Below are 17,118 nucleotides of genomic sequence, written 5' to 3'. Positions count from 1 at the left end.
TTCAACTCCTTCCAACAGATGCTCTTGGCCACAAAACCCGGCACAGCGGAACATCGTTTTCAAGCTTGCAGCGGATGAGCCCGCTTAAGCCACAAGTAGTATCTTATCACAATTTCATAGCCTATGCAATAAAATCTATTTTTTTTCCCATTCAGAAATCCATTTTCTTTGCTGCTCTGTAAGCGGGTAGTCTTTCAAAAGATCCGGACGTCTTACATAGGTCCTTCTGATCGATTCTTTATTCCGCCATTCTTTGATTTTTGCATGGTTTCCTGATAGAAGTGTTTCAGGCACTTTTAAACCTTTGTAATCTGCCGGTCTTGTATAATGCGGGTGTTCTAAAAGGCCGGTGCTGAATGAATCCTCAATATGGGAAGCCTCTTTGCCCAGCACACCCGGTAGCAGTCTGACCACACTGTCTGCAATCATCATTGCGGGAAGCTCGCCGCCCGTCAGAACAAAATCGCCAATGGATATTTCATCTGTTACCAGATGTTCGCGAATGCGTTCATCATAGCCTTCATAGTGGCCGCAAATAAACAGCAAATGCTCTTCCTTTGCTAATTGTTCGGCTTTTTTTTGGGTAAAACGCTCACCCTGCGGACAAACGAGGATAATACGCGGAGCAGCTGCTGCCTTTGATGTCAGATCCTCGACCGCGTCAAAAACAGGCTGAGGCTTGAGAACCATGCCTGCGCCGCCGCCATAAGGATAATCATCAACAGTATTGTGCTTGTTATCAGAATACTCCCGGAAATTCACGACCTGAAACTGCACCGCATCTTTGTCCTGGGCTTTTTGAAGAATCGATGAGCCAAGCACACCTTCAAACATTTCGGGAAACAGCGTCAAAAAGTCGATTTTCATTCGTCTATTAATCCTTCCATGAGTTCAATCTCTATTTTCTTTTCGCTGACATCGATATGTTTGACCACTGATTCAATGTAAGGAATGAGTGCGTCTTTTTTCCCTTTTCGGCCGATAACCCAAACGTCATTAGCTCCAGGCGTCAAAATTTCTTTAACCTTTCCGATAAGTTCACCGTCTTCGGTAAATACTTCGCACCCAATGATTTCGTGGAAATAAAATTCTCCTTCATTCAGCTCTCCTAAATCTTCTTCAGGCACTTTAATGATTGCGTTTTTCAGTCCCTCTACTTCATTCAGGCTTTGTCTTTCTTTAAACTGCAGCAGATGAAATTGCTTATGCAGTCTGTGCGTGTTTACTGTTACTTCCACTGGTTCGTTACTTCCGTCCATAAACAAATACAGCGTGTTGCCCGGCTTATACCGTTCTTCGGCAAAATCTGTTTTCGAAATCACCCGCACTTCGCCTTTGATTCCGTGGGTGTTTACGATTTTACCTACATGAAACCATCGCTTTGTCATATGATCACCTCTGGCGAATTTCAATTACTTTTCCGTCTTTTATGACGATGGTATTTGCTGCTGTTTTCTCGTGCCAGTCATCCCCGGCTTCAATTGTCAGCAGTGCATCGACTTCCTTTTCTTTCATTTCACTGCCAAGCGGCAACGTATGTACTTGAGAAATTTGAAAATCGATTATTTTGATATTGTCTTTTCGCTTTTCTATTGCCTTTTTAAATTGTTCAATCATATCTGGGTTTTGCTGTTCTTTCTCATGTTTTCTAAGCTGAAAATAGAGCTGGCTGCATTCTCGTTCAAGCATTTGTTTCTTTTCGGCAAAAGAAGCTAAAAGCTTTTCTTTGCTGCGCTCGGTTAAGACTTGCATAACGGCTACACGGTGAATAATTTGCATCGCACCAAGCTCCCCGCTTTTAAAACTTTTTTGGCTCGGGCATTATCTATTTTGCCTAAGCTTCTATCAGTTTACCCTTTTTTTGCGTGTAAAAAAAGGGGAGGTGCCGGCCCTCTCCCTTTTAGTCAAATATCTCAAATTGAACTTTCTTAGAAGACTGTGCGCCAGCTGCAAATACAGCTGTTCGAATCGCTTTTGCAGTCCGGCCTTGCTTTCCGATAACTTTACCGGTATCTGACTTATGGACAGATAAGCGCAGCGCAATCTTTTGATCGGTTTCTTCTCTTATGACGCGAATGTCATCTGGATGATCAACAAGCGGCGTCACAATTCGGACAATCAAATCTTCCAAGTGTTGATCAGTCATTACTTGCCTTGTTTAGCGTTGTGGAATTTTTCCATGATTCCTTGGCTAGAGAACAAGTTGCGAACTGTATCAGATGGTTTCGCTCCAGTTTGAAGCCATTTAAGAGCAAGCTCTTCGTCGATTTTTACTTCCGCTGGTTTTGCAACCGGGTTGTAAGTTCCGACTGTTTCGATGAAACGACCGTCACGTGGTGAACGAGAATCTGCTACAACAATACGATAGAAAGGAGATTTTTTTGCTCCCATACGTTTTAAACGAATTTTTACTGCCATTTTACTAGCACCTCCGAAAATATTTCAACAAGATAGTATATTAACAATGATAAAAGTGTTTGTAAAGTGTTTTTTCTTAACAACGGTTTTATCATGTATAACCGATTACATAAAAGGCAACTTAAACCCTTTTTTCTTACCTTTTGACATGTTTGTCATCTGCTTCATCATTTTTTTCATTTCTTCAAACTGCTTAAGCAGACGGTTGACCTCCTGGACGGATGTCCCGCTTCCTTTCGCAATCCGCTTCCGCCGGCTGGAATTGATAATATCCGGCTGTTCTTTTTCAAGAACAGTCATTGATTTGATGATCGCTTCCACATGATTCAGCTGCTTTTCATCAACCTGGATGTTTTTCAAGCCTTTCATTTTACCTGCACCCGGCATCATTTGCAGAAGCTCATCAAGCGGCCCCATGTTTCTGACCTGCCCGAGCTGCTCCAGAAAATCGTCCAATGTGAAGCTCATTGTTCTCATTTTTTGTTCCAGCTCTTTGGCTTTGTCTTCATCAACACTGGCCTGTGCTTTTTCGATCAATGTCAGCACGTCACCCATGCCGAGAATCCTTGATGCCATGCGTTCAGGATGGAACGATTCTAATGCATCAAGCTTTTCGCCTAAACCGGCGAATTTAATCGGCGTGTTTGTGACCGCGCGAATAGAAAGCGCAGCACCGCCGCGTGTGTCTCCATCAAGCTTAGTTAACACAACACCGGTTAAACCGAGCTGTTCATTAAAGCTTTTGGCAACATTCACAGCGTCCTGACCCGTCATTGAATCGACGACAAGGAAGATTTCTTCCGGATTGGCGATTTCTTTCACGTTAGTCAGCTCATCCATCAGTTCATGGTCAATATGCAAGCGGCCTGCCGTATCCAAAATGACATAGTCATAGTGTTCTTCCTTGGCTTTTTTAATAGCCTGTTTAGCTATTTCTACAGGGCTGACCTGATCACCAAGGGAGAAAACAGGCATGTCAAGCTGTTTGCCGAGCGTTTCCAGCTGCTTAATTGCGGCTGGACGGTAAATATCGGCAGCAACCAGCATCGGTTTGCGATTATGCTTTTTGCGCAGCAGATTCGCCAGCTTACCGCTTGTTGTCGTTTTACCGGCACCTTGGAGACCGACCATCATAATAACAGTCGGCGGCTTTTTTGCGACGGCGATTTTGCTCTCTTCGCCGCCCATCAGCTCAGTCAGTTCCTCTTTAACAACTTTAATGACCTGCTGGCCGGGCGTCAGACTTTTCATGACGTCTTGGCCTACAGCGCGTTCACTTACTTTTTTAACAAAATCCTTGACTACTTTAAAGTTAACGTCAGCCTCAAGCAGCGCAAGACGAACCTCACGCATCATTTCTTTAACATCTTGTTCGCTGACTTTCCCTTTTCCGCGGATTTTAGAAATCGTCTGCTGCAGTCGGTCGGCTAATCCTTCAAATGCCATAGTTTGCCGCCTCCTAATCTAATTTCTCAAGCGCTTCAATCAGAGCTGTAATTTCTTCCTCTTCTTTTGAACCGGAAGCAAGCTCCTTCAGCTTATTAAACATCTCTTTACGCTCCTGAAACTTTTTCAAAAGGAGCAGCTTTTCTTCATATTGTTCAAGCATCGCTTCTGTTCGTTTGATGTTATCATAAACAGCTTGTCTTGAAACCTCATATTCTTCGGCTATTTCGCCTAGGGAGAAATCGTCCAAATAATAAAGCGACATATAGCTCTTCTGTTTTGACGTCAACAACGACTGATAAAAATCAAACAGATAGTTCATTCTCGTTGTCTTTTCAAGTGACATTTGAGCTCTCCCCTTTGTTAAGTCAAATCCCTTTACGATAACTTAGTTTACACGGTTTTATCGAGACTGTCAAGTTTTTATCTTGTCAAAGGATTGGTTGCTTTTTTGCTAAATATCATCCAATTTATTCCGATATTGTATATGAACCTATTTAAAAGGAGGATGTCTTATGAAAAAAATCGGTTTATTGTTTATGCTGTGTTTGGTACCCATATTTACAATCATTTTCCCGGCACAACATGCAGACGCTGCTGAGGTGCCTTATAAAGCTTCAATCACAAATATCAGCACAGATGGAGGGGTTTACGGTAAAATCAATTACGGGCAAGGACAATTTTGGCGAGTCAAGTACAATATTACAATAAGCGGCAAATTACTCGACCAAAACGGACAGCCCGTGCCAAACGCTCCAGTAAAATTTGAAGCAGATACGAAGGTCGGAAATACAACAAAAACAGCTTCAGGAATAACCGATGCAAACGGAACATTTGAGGTTCCAATGTATGTGGGGCCAGCTGCAGGGTATTATACGTATTACACATCTGTTTCCGTTCATTACTATGACATCATCCCGTTCAGAGTTTATTCAGAAGATTCGAGATTGGTATCCACAGATAACAGCCTTTATCATTTCGCCTATCAAGTGAGAAGATAAAAAAGAAAAAGGCCCCAAAATATGAGGGCCTTTTTTTAATCGTCGGCTTTTTCCACTAAATCTGAAAAGAGTCCGTACACATACGATTCAGGATCAAATTCCTGAAGATCATCAACTTTTTCTCCTAACCCGACTAGTTTAACCGGGATTTGAAGCTCGTTGCGGATCGCAAGAACGATTCCGCCTTTTGCCGTACCGTCAAGCTTCGTTAAAGCAATGCCGGTAACGTTTGTTGCTTTAGAGAACTCTTTCGCTTGCGCCATGGCGTTTTGGCCAGTTGTGGCGTCAAGGGCAAGCAGTACCTCATGCGGCGCTTCAGGAACTTCTCTTTCGATAACGCGTTTCACTTTTTCAAGCTCTTTCATCAGGTTTACTTTGTTTTGGAGACGCCCTGCCGTATCACAAATTAATACATCGGCATTTCTTGCTTTCGCAGCATGTACAGCATCGTAGATGACAGCCGCAGGATCGCTGCCGGCCGTCTGCTTAATGACTGGCACTCCCGTACGCTCTCCCCATACTTCCAGCTGTTCAATGGCTCCCGCTCTAAATGTATCTCCGGCAGCAAGTACAACAGATTTTCCTTCTTGCTTCAGTTTATGGGCAAGCTTTCCAATTGTTGTCGTTTTGCCGACTCCGTTTACACCTACCAGAAGGATAACATTTAAACGCCCATCTTGAATATCCAACTCAGAAATTTGCTCATCTCCGCTGTTATAAATCTCGACCAGTTTCTCAGAAATAACAGATTGGACTTCCATCGGATCTTGAATATTTCTGCGTTTCACTTCTTTTTTCAGCTCATCTATTAATTCCATAACGGTTGTAAAACCGACATCCGCACTGATGAGAACCTCTTCAAGCTCTTCGAAGAAATCCTCATCCACTTTACGGTAACGGGATACAAGATCATTCACTTTGTTTTGAAAGGAGTTTCTTGTTTTTTCAAGGCCATCCTTAAACTTTTCAGATACGGAATCTGTCTGTTTTGTGATTTTCTCTTTTAATTTTTTAAAAAAGCTCATCTTTTTAACCTCTTTCCTCGTTACTGAACGAATTCTTTTGTTTCTTCCAGCTTCACTGAGATTACCTTGGAAACACCGGATTCCTGCATTGTTACGCCGTATAGCACATCCGCTTCCTCCATGGTTCCTTTTCTGTGGGTAATCACGATAAACTGGGTATCGCTGCTGTATTTTTTTAAATACTGTGCAAATCGGAACACATTCGCTTCGTCAAGCGCAGCCTCTACTTCGTCAAGGACGCAAAACGGCACAGGACGAACCTTTAAAATTGAGAATAAGAGCGCTATAGCAGTTAGCGCACGCTCTCCGCCTGACAGAAGATTTAAGTTTTGCAGTTTTTTCCCCGGCGGCTGTGCGATAATCTCAACTCCTGAATGAAGCAGATCGTTAGGATCAGTGAGCCTCAGTTCAGCTCGCCCTCCTCCAAATAAGGAGCGGAAGACGTGATCAAAGTGTGAGCGGATTTGGACGAATGTGTCATTAAAGCGTTTCGTCATTTCTTCATCCATTTCTTCAATCACTTGGAACAGGGTATTTTTCGCTTCAGTCAAATCTTCTTTTTGTTCTGACAGAAACTTATACCGTTCGTTGACTCTCTCAAACTCGTCTATGCTTCCGAGGTTTACGGTACCCAGCTCTTCGATTGCCAGTTTAATTAGCTTCACGCGCTTTCTTGCTTCCTCTGGATCAGTTTCAAGCTGATATTTCTCTTTTGCACCCTCAAAAGACAGGCTGTATTCCTCACGTAAGTACTGAAGTAAGTTATCAAGCTCAACTTCCATTCGGCCGAGTTTGACTTCTTCGTCTTTTAAGAGCGTCGTTTTTTGTTTATAGAGGCGTTTCATTTCTTTCAGCTCACGCTCATAAGTATCAAGCCCATGCTGAAGCTTGATACGCTGATCGCGTCTTAACGCAATAAGTTCGATCGTTTTCGTTTTGTCATTCAATTTATGTTTTGCGGCCTCTTCAAGCTTTTCTTCACCGCTGGTGCTTGATGACATCTCTGACGTTAAGAAGCTTAAGTCCTCTTTCGCTTCTTTTAACGCAAACTCTGTTTCTGTAAGCTCTTTCTTTAATCTGGCAAGGTTGTCCTCTTCACCCTTACATGCCTGCTCTTTTTTGGCAGCTGTGATTTTCAGCTCAGTCAGCTCGTTGGAGAGTGACTCTTTTGTTGAGGATTGTGTTTGTTTTTGTTTCGTTAGTCTGTCAATATCCTCTTCAAGCTGTTTCATCTTTTCTGACACGGCAGAAAGCTCTTCTTCCAGCTTGCGTTTGCGCGTTTTCTTCTCTTCATCGCTTTCTGACAGAGCAGATTTTTCTTGATCATAGAGCTCTAAATGGGTATTGATATTTTTCTCAGCAACTTGAAGTTCGTACAGCTGCCCTTTTACATCCTGCTGCTTTAATCTTAAGCCTTCCCCGGTCTCTCTTAAGTCAGCCAGTTTTTTCTCCATATCCTGAATGGATTGCTTAAGGGTTTTGACTTCTTGTTCAAGCAGTGCTGTTTTCTCTTCCATTTCAGCGAGCCGTTTGCTCACATCTTCAAGCTCCCTGCTTCTTCCTAGCAGTGAGTTATTTTTCTTTTTAACCGCGCCGCCCGTCATTGATCCCCCCGGATTCACGACATCTCCCTCAAGGGTTACGATGCGGTACCGGTGCCCCAGAAGCTTTGCTAGTTCGTTTGCTCCCTTTAAATCCTCTGTGATCAGCACGGTTCCAAGAAGGTTCTGGATGATGCGCCGATACGCAGGATCAAATGTGACAAGTTCACTGGCAACCCCGAGAAATGACGAATGCTGAGCTGCTGTTTCCGCATCCCGGCTTTGAAGCTGGCGGTCTTTAATAACAGAAAGAGGCAGAAACGTCGCCCGGCCGAAGGAATTCTGTTTTAAATATTGAATCGCTTTACGGGCAGACTGTTCGTCGTCGGTCACGACATGCTGGGCAGAAGCGCCGAGCGCAATTTCAATGGCCGTTTCATACTTCTGTTCTGTTGAGATGAGCTCAAGGACCGCTCCGCGAATACCGCCAAGGCGCTCTTTCGCTTTCAGCACTTCTTTAACGCCTTGATAAAAGCCGGAGAAATCCCCCTGCATCGTCTCAAGCATGTCCTTTTTCGATCTCGCTTGCTGAACGTATTGGTACGCCTGATACAGTGCAGATTCATTTTTTTCGTATTGGCGCTTTTTCTGCTCATATTTTGTCTGCATATCACGATAAGCACTAACTTGGCTGTGAATCTCCTGCTCGATTCGGGCAAACTCCGTTTCATATGCTGCTTTTCGCGCAGAAATATCGCGCCGTTCCTGAAGATGCTTTTCATTGTTGTCCGCAAGCCTTTGCAATACAACAGCCGATTGGGACATCTGGTCATCCAGCAGCTGGAGCTCATTGCGTATCGAAGCCTGGCTGTTCAACAGCTCAAAGTAATCGCTTTTCAGCTGCTCAATTTTCTCTTCGACATTTTCATTGTGAAGACTGAGAGCCTGTTGCTTTTCTTTTACCTGAGCCCTTAACTGTTTCACCTCTGCCTGAAGTGTTTCGAAGATAGCTTCCTGCTTCGCAAGCTCTTCTTTCAGCACCGTTTCTTTTTGTTGAAACTGTATAATAGCTTCTTCAAGCTGTTCTTGGTTTTGCACAGCGTTTTTCTTACGTTCTTTCAGGACTTCTTTACGGCCTTCAAGCTTTTCCAGCTCTTCACTCGTCACCAATAGGACCTGCTGGAGCTCATTTACTGATTCATCAAGCGCTTGAATTTTGTCTCGCGTATCCTCAATCTTTGCTTCTTTGGCAGAGATCGCAGACGATTCAGCGAGCTCTTCTTCCTTAGCGAGCTGCACTTTCTCTTTAAGAGTTGACCATTTCCCATGCAGCTCTTCGATATCATAGGCAGTCAGCGCAATTTCAACATGCTCCAGCTCTTTCTTTTTTTCCAGGTAGTCTTTCGCTATTGATGCTTGAATTTTAAGAGGTTCAACCTGTCCTTCAAGTTCATGTAATATATCTTCAACCCGGTTTAAATTGTCCTGTGTCTCAAACAGTTTATTTTCTGCTTTTTTCTTTCTTGTTTTATATTTAAGCACCCCGGCCGCTTCTTCAAAGATGCTGCGGCGATCCTCCGCTTTGCTGCTAAGGATCTCTTCCACTTTCCCTTGACTGATAATAGAAAATGCTTCTTTCCCAAGGCCAGAGTCCATAAATAAATCAATAATATCTTTTAAGCGGCAAGGCTGATTGTTAATCAGAAACTCACTCTCGCCTGATCTGTATACACGTCTTGTGACACTGACCTCATGGAAGTCAATCGGCAAGAAATGATCATCATTATCAAGAGTAAGCGTAACTTCAGCTAGATTTAATCGTTTTCTCGAATCACTGCCGGCAAAAATAATGTCTTCCATTTTTCCGCCGCGAAGAGACCGTGCTGATTGTTCACCGAGAACCCAGCGAATGGCATCTGTGATGTTGCTTTTTCCGCTTCCGTTTGGGCCGACAACAGCTGTCACGCCTTTAACAAAGTCTACAGAAATCCGTTCTGCAAATGATTTAAATCCTATAACGTCTAAACGTTTGAGGAACATAGCGATCCTCCTTATGTAATAAGTATTTCAATTCTATCATAAAACATGGGTGAAATAAGACGGCATACATACTGAAATCCCCCTTATGATTCAGGGGGATTTTATTGTCTCGTATGGTGTTTTTGCAATTTAGCTAAAGCTTCCTGAGCAGCGTGCTGTTCGGCTTCTTTCTTTGAACGGCCGTTTCCGACTCCGAGTGGTTCACCTTTTAGAGATACGATGGCTTCAAATTCACGGTTATGCGCAGGTCCTTTTTCGTTGGAGATTTTATACTCCAAAGAGCCTTTGCCGTCCCGCTGCACATATTCTTGCAGCTGGCTTTTGAAATCCATCACATGAGAAAAAGCACCATCGTTAATTTTAGGGAACACATAGACTTTTAAGAAACTTTCGACCGGCTCTAATCCCTGGTCAAGGTACAAGGCTCCGATAAATGCCTCAAAGACATCCGCCAATAGTGCAGGACGCTTTCTTCCGCCTGTCATTTCCTCACCTTTACCCAAGAGGACAAGGTCGCCGAATGACAATTCGTGGGCCAATGAAACGAGAGACGGTTCGCATACAATCGCGGCTCTCAGCTTCGTCAAATCTCCTTCACTCATAGCCGGATACTTGGCAAATAAGAATCTGGAGATCGTCAGTTCCAAAACAGCGTCACCTAAAAATTCAAGCCTTTCATTATCCTCATACGGCTTTTTCCGATGCTCATTCACATAAGATGAATGTGTAAATGCTTGATACAAAAGCTTTTCATTTTGAAAGTGAACCGAAATCCGTTCTTGAAACTCTTTAAACTGTTCTACTTTTTTATAGAACTTTTTTTTATCTTTATAATGTGAGTGTTTTGACATAGTAACCTCCATAGGCACATCAGGTTCACCGCGCTTCTCTGACTAAACCGGATACAGCGCGCGTAAAAGCGGCATGCTGTAATAACTGCACGAATAAAGGGCTAAAGCCCCGCGTTTCGGCGGGACTTTTAGCATCAGCTTATTGCTGGTTTTGTATGTAGTTCACAGCGTCGCCGACTGTTGCAATCTTTTCAGCATCTTCGTCAGAAATTTCCATATCAAACTCGTCTTCAAGTTCCATAACAAGCTCAACTACATCTAGGGAATCAGCACCTAAGTCTTCCTTGAAAGAAGCTTCAAGTTTGACGTCTGCTTCATCAACGCCAAGGCGATCTACGATGATTTTCGTTACACGCTCTAATGTGTCTGCCATAGCAATTCACCTCCCCTCAAGTATTATAGTGGATTCGTTTTTAAAAAACTAGAGAAACTATGATGAAATTTCGAGAAAAAACTTACATCACCATTCCGCCGTCAATATGTAGCGTTTGGCCAGTCATGTAACGAGCTCCCTCTGAAGCAAGGAACGTGACAACGCTGCTGACGTCACCAGGTTCGCCAAAGCGTGCGAGCGGAATTTGTTTCAGCATTTCGTCTTGAACGTCTTTTGCAAGCTTATCTGTCATATCAGTTGAGATAAATCCAGGCGCAATCGCATTTACCGTAATATTGCGGCTTGCGAGCTCTTTAGCAGAAGATTTTGTTAAACCGATTACGCCGGCTTTTGCAGCCACGTAGTTGGCTTGTCCAGGATTTCCGCTGACACCGACGATAGACGATACGTTAATAATTCGGCCTGAACGCTGTTTCATCATTTGTCTTGTAACAGCTTTTGTGCAGTTAAAAACACCCTTCAGGTTAATGTTAATGACATCATCCCATTCATCTTCTTTCATTCTCATGATAAGGTTGTCTCTTGTAATTCCGGCATTATTAACTAGAATATCAATCGCAGAGAAAACAGAAAGCGTTTCTTTTATCATGTTTTGTACATCTTCGGGATTTGATACATCCGCTTTGACAGCAATTGCTTTTCTGCCCATTGATTTGATTTCATCTACCACTTCATTTGCTTTCGCTTCATTGCCGGAGTAGTTGACGACAACGTTCGCCCCGCTTTTTGCCAGGTCAAGGGCGATTGAGCGGCCGATTCCGCGGGATGCGCCAGTGACAATAGCTGTTTTGTCATTAAGCATTTTCATTTTCCTCCTTAAGCGTTTGAATTGCCAGCTCGATCGTTTCCGGATCTGATACAGCAATTGTTTTTAAGCGTCTGTTTACTTTTTTCACAAGGCCTGAAAGCACTTTTCCGGGACCGATTTCAACAAAAGTCGTCACACCCTCTGCAATCAGCTTGTTTATGCTTTCCTCAAAACGAACAGGAGAATAGAGCTGCTCAATGAGTTTCTCTTTGATTTCTGCTTTTTCAGTCATGACGTCAGCAGAAACATTTGAGATGACCGGAACGCCAGCGTCTTTTATGTCACAGGAGTCCAATACTTCTTTTAGCTTTTCAGCAGCAGGCTTCATCAGTTCGGAATGGAACGGACCGCTTACTTCAAGCGGAATGGCACGTTTTGCACCGTTCTCTTTTGCCTGTTCAGATGCAAGCTCTACACCTTTAGCTGTTCCAGAAATAACAATTTGTCCAGGACAGTTGAGATTTGCAAGCTGTACAAGATGGCCTTCCTCCGTGACTTTATCGGTTACTTGCTTTAATGCTTCGGCATCCATGCCAAGAATCGCGGCCATCGCTCCTTCGCCAGCAGGAACTGCTTCATTCATAAACTCTCCGCGTTTTCTGACGGTATAAACAGCATCTTTGAAAGACAGCGCGCCAGACGCAACAAGTGCGGAATATTCACCGAGGCTGTGTCCTGCTGTGAAATCAGGTGTAATGCCTGATTCTTTAAATTTCTCAAGAACAGCAATGCTTGTCGTCAGTAAAGCAGGCTGCGCATTGTATGTAAGTGTTAACTCTTTGGCATCACCTTCAAAAATCAGTGAGCTTAGTTTTGTTTCCAATGTTTCATCCGCTTCATCGAACAGACGCTTTGCAGCAGGCACCTGCTCATAAAGCTCTTTCCCCATGCCGATAAATTGTGATCCCTGTCCCGGGAACAAAAACGCAATTTTACTCATGATGTAAAAACCTCCAGACTATTCAACTGTTTTTTCTTCTTTAACTTCTTCCTGAATGAGCGCAGCCACATTTTGGGTGACCATCTCTCTTGCTTGACGAATCGCATGAAATATAGCATTCGAATCTGATGAGCCGTGCGCCTTGATCACAGGCGCTTTTAAGCCGAAAAGACTTGCTCCGCCATAATTCGAATACTCCATTTTCATTTTCATTTCTTTCAACTTTGGCTTCAGCACAGCTGCTGCAAGCTTTGATGTGAGATTAGACGTCATTACTTCTCTCATCATCTTAAAAATAGATAACGCAGAACCTTCGAGCGTTTTGAGTGTAACATTCCCGGTAAAGCCGTCTGTTACTACAACATCCGCCACATCATCTAAGAGGTCTCGCGCTTCCACATTTCCGATAAAATGAATGTTTGCTGTTTCTTTTAATAGTTGAAACGTCTGCTTCGTCAGTTCGTTTCCTTTTTTATCTTCTGTTCCGACATTTAAAAGCCCGACTCTCGGTGAAGTGACTCCGCGCACTTGCTGAGAATAAACAGAACCCATGATGGCGTATTGAACGAGGTGCTCCGGTTTGGCATCGACATTGGCGCCGACATCAAGGAGAAGAAAACCGTCTCCTGAAACAGTCGGAAGTGTCGGGGCAAGCGCCGGGCGGTCAATCCCTTTAATTCTTCCGACAATAAACAGACCGGCTGTCATTAACGCACCGGTATTCCCTGCTGAAATGCAGGCGTCAGCTCTGTTTTCGGCAACTTCCTGCGCCATAAGGACCATAGATGAGTTCTTTTTTCTTCGTACGGCACGGACCGGTTCATCTGTAGGCTCAATCACTTCATCTGCGTGCAGCACCGTGATGCGATCTGATGTTGTTGTTAAATGTGATTCTATCGTTGTTTTGTCACCGACAAGTGTGATATGGAGATCATCAAATGCCTCTATACCCTTTATAACTCCGTCAATAACGGCTTTGGGAGCGTGGTCTCCTCCCATTGCATCTACAGATATTCTCATGCATGCTCCACCTTTATGAATGTTTTGAACGGTACATGTCAAAATGTCCAGAAAAAACAATTTCTTCGCCGACATAGCTGTTCACTTCGACAACTGTTCTTCCTTTTCCTTTTTCGACGGCCGTCACTTTCGCTTTCGCTACGACACGTTCACCCTGCTTTACCTGTCTTGTAAAGCGGATGTCCGCACTTGCAGTCAGCGCCAGCTCGTCATCAATGACTGCAACAGCCAAAGAATTCGCCTGCGCAAATAAATGGTGGCCTCTCGCAATCTGATTCCGGCTGAACACATGCTCCTGCTTTATTTCTAAAATGGATATCGCCTGATCATCCAGCTCAAGGTCAATAATTTCTCCGATCACTTCATCAAGTGACAGGGATTTCACTTCATCTTCAAGCGTTTTCTCTGCCACGTTCTTAATTCTTTCTCTCAGCTCCGGTATGGAAAGCTCTAAGCGGTCCAAACGTATCGTCTGGATGCTCACCCCAAATTTACCTGCTAATTCTTCATCTGTAATAAAAGGGGTTACTTGGATCGTCTGCTGAAGTAATTCCTGGCGTTCTCTCTTATTTCTTCTCATATCTAAACACCATCCGGACAATTAAGACTAGGTACTAATAGTAGTATATAATTTCATAGATTGGAATGCAACGATTGTTTCTGGCTGAACACCAAAAACTTCTGGTACTCAGCTTAATTTTTCCCCGTCCATTACTCCGCTCTTCAGCAATTGTTCTCTCAGCACACCGTATTCCGGCTCCTTCCAGAACGCATCAGAAGCCACAAGATTCGCTGCATCTTGCCTTGCCGTTTCAAGCGCCCTGTAATCATGAACCATGTCCGCTACCTTGAATTCAGGCATTCCGCTTTGTTTTTTCCCGAAGAAATCTCCCGGGCCTCTCAGTTCCAGATCCTTTTCAGACAGCTCGAAGCCGTCGTTGGTCTCGGACATAATTCTCATCCGTTCTTTCCCTGTTTCTGATTTAGGATCGGCCATCAGAATGCAGAAAGATTGGTGCTCGCCCCGTCCGACACGGCCGCGCAATTGGTGAAGCTGTGACAGCCCGAAACGATCGGCGTCATAAATCACCATAATAGTTGCATTCGGAACATTCACGCCGACCTCAACAACAGTGGTTGATACGAGAATTTGACACTGATTCGCGCTGAATTCTCTCATGACCTGATCTTTTTCATCGGAATGCAGCTTTCCGTGCATAAGTCCGACGTTCCATTTTCCCCGAAAAATGTCAGATAGCATATTGTACACGTCAATGGCGTTTTGCACATCGAGCTTGTCTGATTCTTCAATCAGCGGGCAGATAATATAGGCCTGTCTGCCCTGCTTTAATTCTTTTTCGACAAATGCCAAAATACGGTCCAGCATATCATGCTTTACCCAATAGGTTTCGATTTGTTTTCGCCCCGCCGGCATTTCATCTATGACAGATACATCCATTTCACCGAACACTGTGATGGCTAACGTTCTTGGGATTGGAGTGGCTGTCATAAAGAGAACATCGGGATCCTGCCCTTTATTCCGAAGCTTTTTACGCTGCTCAACTCCAAATCGATGCTGCTCATCTGTGATCACAAGACTTAACGCCTTAAACTCCACGTCATCCTGAATTAAAGCGTGGGTCCCTACAAGAATATCAATCTCTCCCGCCTCAAGACGTTCAAGCAGTTCTTTTCGCCGCTTCCCTTTAACAGAGCTTGTCAAAAGGGCCACACTGACATCCCACTTTTCAAATAGTGAAACGAGCGAATCCGCATGCTGTTCGGCCAGAATTTCTGTCGGCACCATGAGCGCACCCTGGTATCCGGATAGGATGGCGGCGTAAAGCGCAATGGCGGCGACTGCCGTTTTTCCTGATCCAACGTCCCCTTGAAGAAGACGGTTCATTCTGTATGGAGATGACATGTCTGCTGTTATTTCGCGAAGCACTCGCGACTGAGCGTTTGTGAGGGGAAACGGGAGGCTATTAATAAATCTCAGGAGTTCTTCATTTGAAAAACGCTGCCGTATCCCTTGAGTCTGCTCTCTTTCCGCCTTTCGGAACGCTTGCATTTTCAACTGAAACAACAAAAATTCTTCGTAAACAAACCGGCGTCTGGCAAGCTTTAACGCTTCCCTTGTTTCAGGCTGGTGCATTGCTTTTAACGCCTGATGATAGTCCGGCAGCTTATATCGTGTTTTTAACTTTTCCGGAAGAGGATCTAAAAGTGAATCTGAATATTGGGTCAGCGCCTGATGAATAAAGCGTCTCATCATTTTGACGGTAACATTTTCTTTTACAGAATACACTGGTTCAATGCTCTTATCCTCTTGGTGCGGACCGTTTTTCAACTCCTGAACAGAGATGGTTTGGCGGTGCTTGTCCCATTTTCCGGAGACCGTCACAACAGAACCCAGAGAAAGCTTTTTCTTCAAATAAGGCCGGTTGAAACATACGGCTGTAACTAAATAGTGGCCAACAAGAACCCTAAATGTCAGCCTGTTTCGTTTCTTTCCGTAATAGGTAAGAGAAGGCTCTGAATGAACCTTCCCTTCGACTGTAACTCTTTCATCATGCTTTACTTCTTCTAAATCCCTCAGCTCGTAGTCATCATAGCGATAAGGGAAATAATTCAGAAGATCAGAAATGTCATAAATACCAAGTTCATTCAATGTTTTTTCTGTTTCCGGCCCAATACCCTTAATGTTAGCTATACTAGTTTGCTGATGTTGTTTCACTTGAACCTAGCGCTCCTCCGAAAATTTTTTTCTCTAATTCTCTTCCTGTCGGTGTTGCTGCTAAACCGCCCTGGCCTGTTTCTCTAAGCGCAGTGGGCATCGTTTGGCCAATTTTATACATGGCATCGATAACCTCATCACATGGAATGCGGCTTGTAATGCCTGCCAATGCCATATCAGCAGCAATCATCGCATTTGAAGCGCCCATTGCATTCCGTTTTACGCAAGGGACTTCAACAAGCCCCGCAACAGGATCACACACTAGACCGAGCATATTTTTTAATGTAATGGCCATGGCCTCCGCGCTTTGTTCGGGTGTTCCGCCTGCCATTTCAACAATCGCCGCAGCAGCAATGCCTGAGGCTGATCCAACCTCTGCCTGACATCCCCCGGCGGCGCCAGAAATACTTGCGTTATTAGCCACGACAAATCCGAAAGCCCCGGCTGTAAATAAAAAGCGGATCATTTGTTCTCTTGTTGGGTTCAGCTGTTCTTTTACTGCAAATAACGTGCCAGGCACCACACCGGCAGAACCTGCAGTCGGTGTCGCACAAATCGTTCCCATAGCCGCATTTACTTCATTTGTTGCAACAGCTTTTGATACAGCATCTAAAATAAGCGGGCCAGACAGGCTTTTACCCGATCGAATGTAGGCCTGTAATTTAACGGCGTCACCGCCTGTTAAGCCCGTTTGGCTCGCAACTCCCTCGAGACCTTTCTGGACCGCAGCCTCCATAACAGTCAGATTGTGGTCCATCTGCTGAAAAATCTCTTCTTTTGTTTTTTCTGTTACTTCCATCTCTTGCGCGATCATCACTTCAGAGATGGATATTTGCTTTTCTTTAGTAATCTCAATTAATTCCTTTACATTACGAAACATAACTGGCTCCTCCTGAC

The 17,118-nt window shown here is 44.1% G+C and carries 18 protein-coding genes; 1 reads left to right on the top strand and 17 read right to left on the bottom strand.

Going from position 1 to position 17,118, the window contains the following annotated elements; genetic code table 11:
- Positions 1-135: 135 nt before the first annotated feature.
- From trmD to Q3W56_RS00645, 7 genes are all read right to left on the bottom strand, one after another.
- Positions 136-867, bottom strand: a complete 732-nt coding sequence (gene trmD, locus Q3W56_RS00675) for a tRNA (guanosine(37)-N1)-methyltransferase TrmD (RefSeq protein ID WP_302894159.1) — start codon at positions 865-867, stop codon at positions 136-138.
- On the bottom strand, positions 864-1,388 hold the full coding sequence (gene rimM, locus Q3W56_RS00670) for a ribosome maturation factor RimM (protein WP_019714391.1): 525 nt from the start codon (positions 1,386-1,388) through the stop codon (positions 864-866). The genes trmD and rimM overlap by 4 nt, the downstream gene beginning before the upstream one ends.
- A 4-nt stretch (positions 1,389-1,392) precedes the next feature.
- Positions 1,393-1,779: a YlqD family protein gene (locus tag Q3W56_RS00665; protein WP_019714390.1), complete on the bottom strand. Its 387-nt coding sequence runs from the start codon at positions 1,777-1,779 to the stop codon at positions 1,393-1,395.
- A gap of 121 nt (positions 1,780-1,900) precedes the next feature.
- Positions 1,901-2,146, bottom strand: a complete 246-nt coding sequence (locus tag Q3W56_RS00660; protein WP_003220817.1) for a KH domain-containing protein — start codon at positions 2,144-2,146, stop codon at positions 1,901-1,903.
- Positions 2,146-2,418, bottom strand: coding sequence for a 30S ribosomal protein S16 (gene rpsP / locus Q3W56_RS00655; RefSeq protein ID WP_003220815.1), 273 nt, complete (start codon positions 2,416-2,418; stop codon positions 2,146-2,148). Before rpsP ends, Q3W56_RS00660 begins: the two co-directional genes overlap by 1 nt.
- A gap of 105 nt (positions 2,419-2,523) precedes the next feature.
- The gene (ffh, locus tag Q3W56_RS00650) at positions 2,524-3,864 is read right to left on the bottom strand and encodes a signal recognition particle protein (RefSeq protein ID WP_302894158.1); all 1,341 of its coding nucleotides are present in this window, start codon (positions 3,862-3,864) and stop codon (positions 2,524-2,526) included.
- Positions 3,865-3,877: 13 nt separating this feature from the next.
- Positions 3,878-4,210 (bottom strand): putative DNA-binding protein, encoded by a 333-nt coding sequence (locus Q3W56_RS00645; protein WP_003238590.1) that lies wholly within the window; start codon positions 4,208-4,210, stop codon positions 3,878-3,880.
- A 169-nt stretch (positions 4,211-4,379) separates the two neighbouring features.
- Between Q3W56_RS00645 and Q3W56_RS00640 the strand changes: the two genes are divergently transcribed.
- Positions 4,380-4,865 carry an Ig-like domain-containing protein gene (locus tag Q3W56_RS00640; protein WP_019714388.1) on the top strand — a complete coding sequence of 162 codons (486 nt, stop codon included), beginning with the start codon at positions 4,380-4,382 and terminating at the stop codon, positions 4,863-4,865.
- Between the two features lie 35 nt (positions 4,866-4,900).
- Here Q3W56_RS00640 and ftsY read toward each other — a convergent pair whose 3' ends face one another.
- The 10 genes from ftsY to sdaAA form a co-directional block, all read right to left on the bottom strand.
- The gene (gene ftsY, locus Q3W56_RS00635) at positions 4,901-5,890 is read right to left on the bottom strand and encodes a signal recognition particle-docking protein FtsY (protein ID WP_019714387.1); all 990 of its coding nucleotides are present in this window, start codon (positions 5,888-5,890) and stop codon (positions 4,901-4,903) included.
- A gap of 20 nt (positions 5,891-5,910) precedes the next feature.
- Positions 5,911-9,471: a chromosome segregation protein SMC gene (smc, locus tag Q3W56_RS00630; RefSeq protein ID WP_302894157.1), complete on the bottom strand. Its 3,561-nt coding sequence runs from the start codon at positions 9,469-9,471 to the stop codon at positions 5,911-5,913.
- 101 nt (positions 9,472-9,572) lie between these two features.
- Positions 9,573-10,322, bottom strand: a complete 750-nt coding sequence (rncS, locus tag Q3W56_RS00625; RefSeq protein WP_014113767.1) for a ribonuclease III — start codon at positions 10,320-10,322, stop codon at positions 9,573-9,575.
- Positions 10,323-10,461: 139 nt separating this feature from the next.
- Positions 10,462-10,695 (bottom strand): acyl carrier protein, encoded by a 234-nt coding sequence (gene acpP / locus Q3W56_RS00620; protein WP_003154310.1) that lies wholly within the window; start codon positions 10,693-10,695, stop codon positions 10,462-10,464.
- Positions 10,696-10,777: 82 nt separating this feature from the next.
- Positions 10,778-11,518, bottom strand: coding sequence for a 3-oxoacyl-[acyl-carrier-protein] reductase (fabG, locus tag Q3W56_RS00615; RefSeq protein ID WP_019714385.1), 741 nt, complete (start codon positions 11,516-11,518; stop codon positions 10,778-10,780).
- Positions 11,511-12,464 carry an ACP S-malonyltransferase gene (fabD, locus tag Q3W56_RS00610; RefSeq protein ID WP_014113765.1) on the bottom strand — a complete coding sequence of 318 codons (954 nt, stop codon included), beginning with the start codon at positions 12,462-12,464 and terminating at the stop codon, positions 11,511-11,513. Before fabD ends, fabG begins: the two co-directional genes overlap by 8 nt.
- 18 nt (positions 12,465-12,482) lie before the next feature.
- Entirely contained in the window at positions 12,483-13,484 is a 1,002-nt protein-coding gene (plsX, locus tag Q3W56_RS00605; protein ID WP_302894156.1) for a phosphate acyltransferase PlsX, read from the bottom strand.
- Positions 13,485-13,497: 13 nt separating this feature from the next.
- Positions 13,498-14,064 carry a transcription factor FapR gene (fapR, locus tag Q3W56_RS00600; RefSeq protein ID WP_019714383.1) on the bottom strand — a complete coding sequence of 189 codons (567 nt, stop codon included), beginning with the start codon at positions 14,062-14,064 and terminating at the stop codon, positions 13,498-13,500.
- Positions 14,065-14,172: 108 nt separating this feature from the next.
- Complete coding sequence (gene recG, locus Q3W56_RS00595) at positions 14,173-16,221, bottom strand: ATP-dependent DNA helicase RecG (protein WP_302894155.1); 2,049 nt, start codon at positions 16,219-16,221, stop codon at positions 14,173-14,175.
- Positions 16,199-17,101 carry an L-serine ammonia-lyase, iron-sulfur-dependent, subunit alpha gene (sdaAA, locus tag Q3W56_RS00590; protein ID WP_302894154.1) on the bottom strand — a complete coding sequence of 301 codons (903 nt, stop codon included), beginning with the start codon at positions 17,099-17,101 and terminating at the stop codon, positions 16,199-16,201. The genes recG and sdaAA overlap by 23 nt, the downstream gene beginning before the upstream one ends.
- Positions 17,102-17,118: the final 17 nt, after the last annotated feature.

Source organism: Bacillus sp. C28GYM-DRY-1 (assembly GCF_030519405.1).
In the GTDB taxonomy this organism is placed as follows: Bacteria; Bacillota; Bacilli; order Bacillales; family Bacillaceae; genus Bacillus; species Bacillus spizizenii_A.
The sequence above is the reverse complement of the archived record's forward strand: the minus strand, read 5'-3'. Positions and strand labels throughout refer to the sequence as shown.

Excerpts from the sequence above, each read along its gene's own strand:
- fapR (WP_019714383.1), bottom strand. The coding sequence starts at position 14,064 with ATGAGAAGAAATAAGAGAGAACGCCAGGAATTACTTCAGCAGACGATC.
- Q3W56_RS00665 (WP_019714390.1), bottom strand. The coding sequence starts at position 1,779 with ATGCAAATTATTCACCGTGTAGCCGTTATGCAAGTCTTAACCGAGCGC.
- ftsY (WP_019714387.1), bottom strand. The coding sequence starts at position 5,890 with ATGAGCTTTTTTAAAAAATTAAAAGAGAAAATCACAAAACAGACAGAT.
- Q3W56_RS00640 (WP_019714388.1), top strand. The coding sequence starts at position 4,380 with ATGAAAAAAATCGGTTTATTGTTTATGCTGTGTTTGGTACCCATATTT.
- rimM (WP_019714391.1), bottom strand. The coding sequence starts at position 1,388 with ATGACAAAGCGATGGTTTCATGTAGGTAAAATCGTAAACACCCACGGA.
- rncS (WP_014113767.1), bottom strand. The coding sequence starts at position 10,322 with ATGTCAAAACACTCACATTATAAAGATAAAAAAAAGTTCTATAAAAAA.
- fabG (WP_019714385.1), bottom strand. The coding sequence starts at position 11,518 with ATGCTTAATGACAAAACAGCTATTGTCACTGGCGCATCCCGCGGAATC.
- acpP (WP_003154310.1), bottom strand. The coding sequence starts at position 10,695 with ATGGCAGACACATTAGAGCGTGTAACGAAAATCATCGTAGATCGCCTT.
- plsX (WP_302894156.1), bottom strand. The coding sequence starts at position 13,484 with ATGAGAATATCTGTAGATGCAATGGGAGGAGACCACGCTCCCAAAGCC.
- smc (WP_302894157.1), bottom strand. The coding sequence starts at position 9,471 with ATGTTCCTCAAACGTTTAGACGTTATAGGATTTAAATCATTTGCAGAA.
- ffh (WP_302894158.1), bottom strand. The coding sequence starts at position 3,864 with ATGGCATTTGAAGGATTAGCCGACCGACTGCAGCAGACGATTTCTAAA.
- rpsP (WP_003220815.1), bottom strand. The coding sequence starts at position 2,418 with ATGGCAGTAAAAATTCGTTTAAAACGTATGGGAGCAAAAAAATCTCCT.
- sdaAA (WP_302894154.1), bottom strand. The coding sequence starts at position 17,101 with ATGTTTCGTAATGTAAAGGAATTAATTGAGATTACTAAAGAAAAGCAA.
- Q3W56_RS00645 (WP_003238590.1), bottom strand. The coding sequence starts at position 4,210 with ATGTCACTTGAAAAGACAACGAGAATGAACTATCTGTTTGATTTTTAT.
- trmD (WP_302894159.1), bottom strand. The coding sequence starts at position 867 with ATGAAAATCGACTTTTTGACGCTGTTTCCCGAAATGTTTGAAGGTGTG.
- Q3W56_RS00660 (WP_003220817.1), bottom strand. The coding sequence starts at position 2,146 with ATGACTGATCAACACTTGGAAGATTTGATTGTCCGAATTGTGACGCCG.
- fabD (WP_014113765.1), bottom strand. The coding sequence starts at position 12,464 with ATGAGTAAAATTGCGTTTTTGTTCCCGGGACAGGGATCACAATTTATC.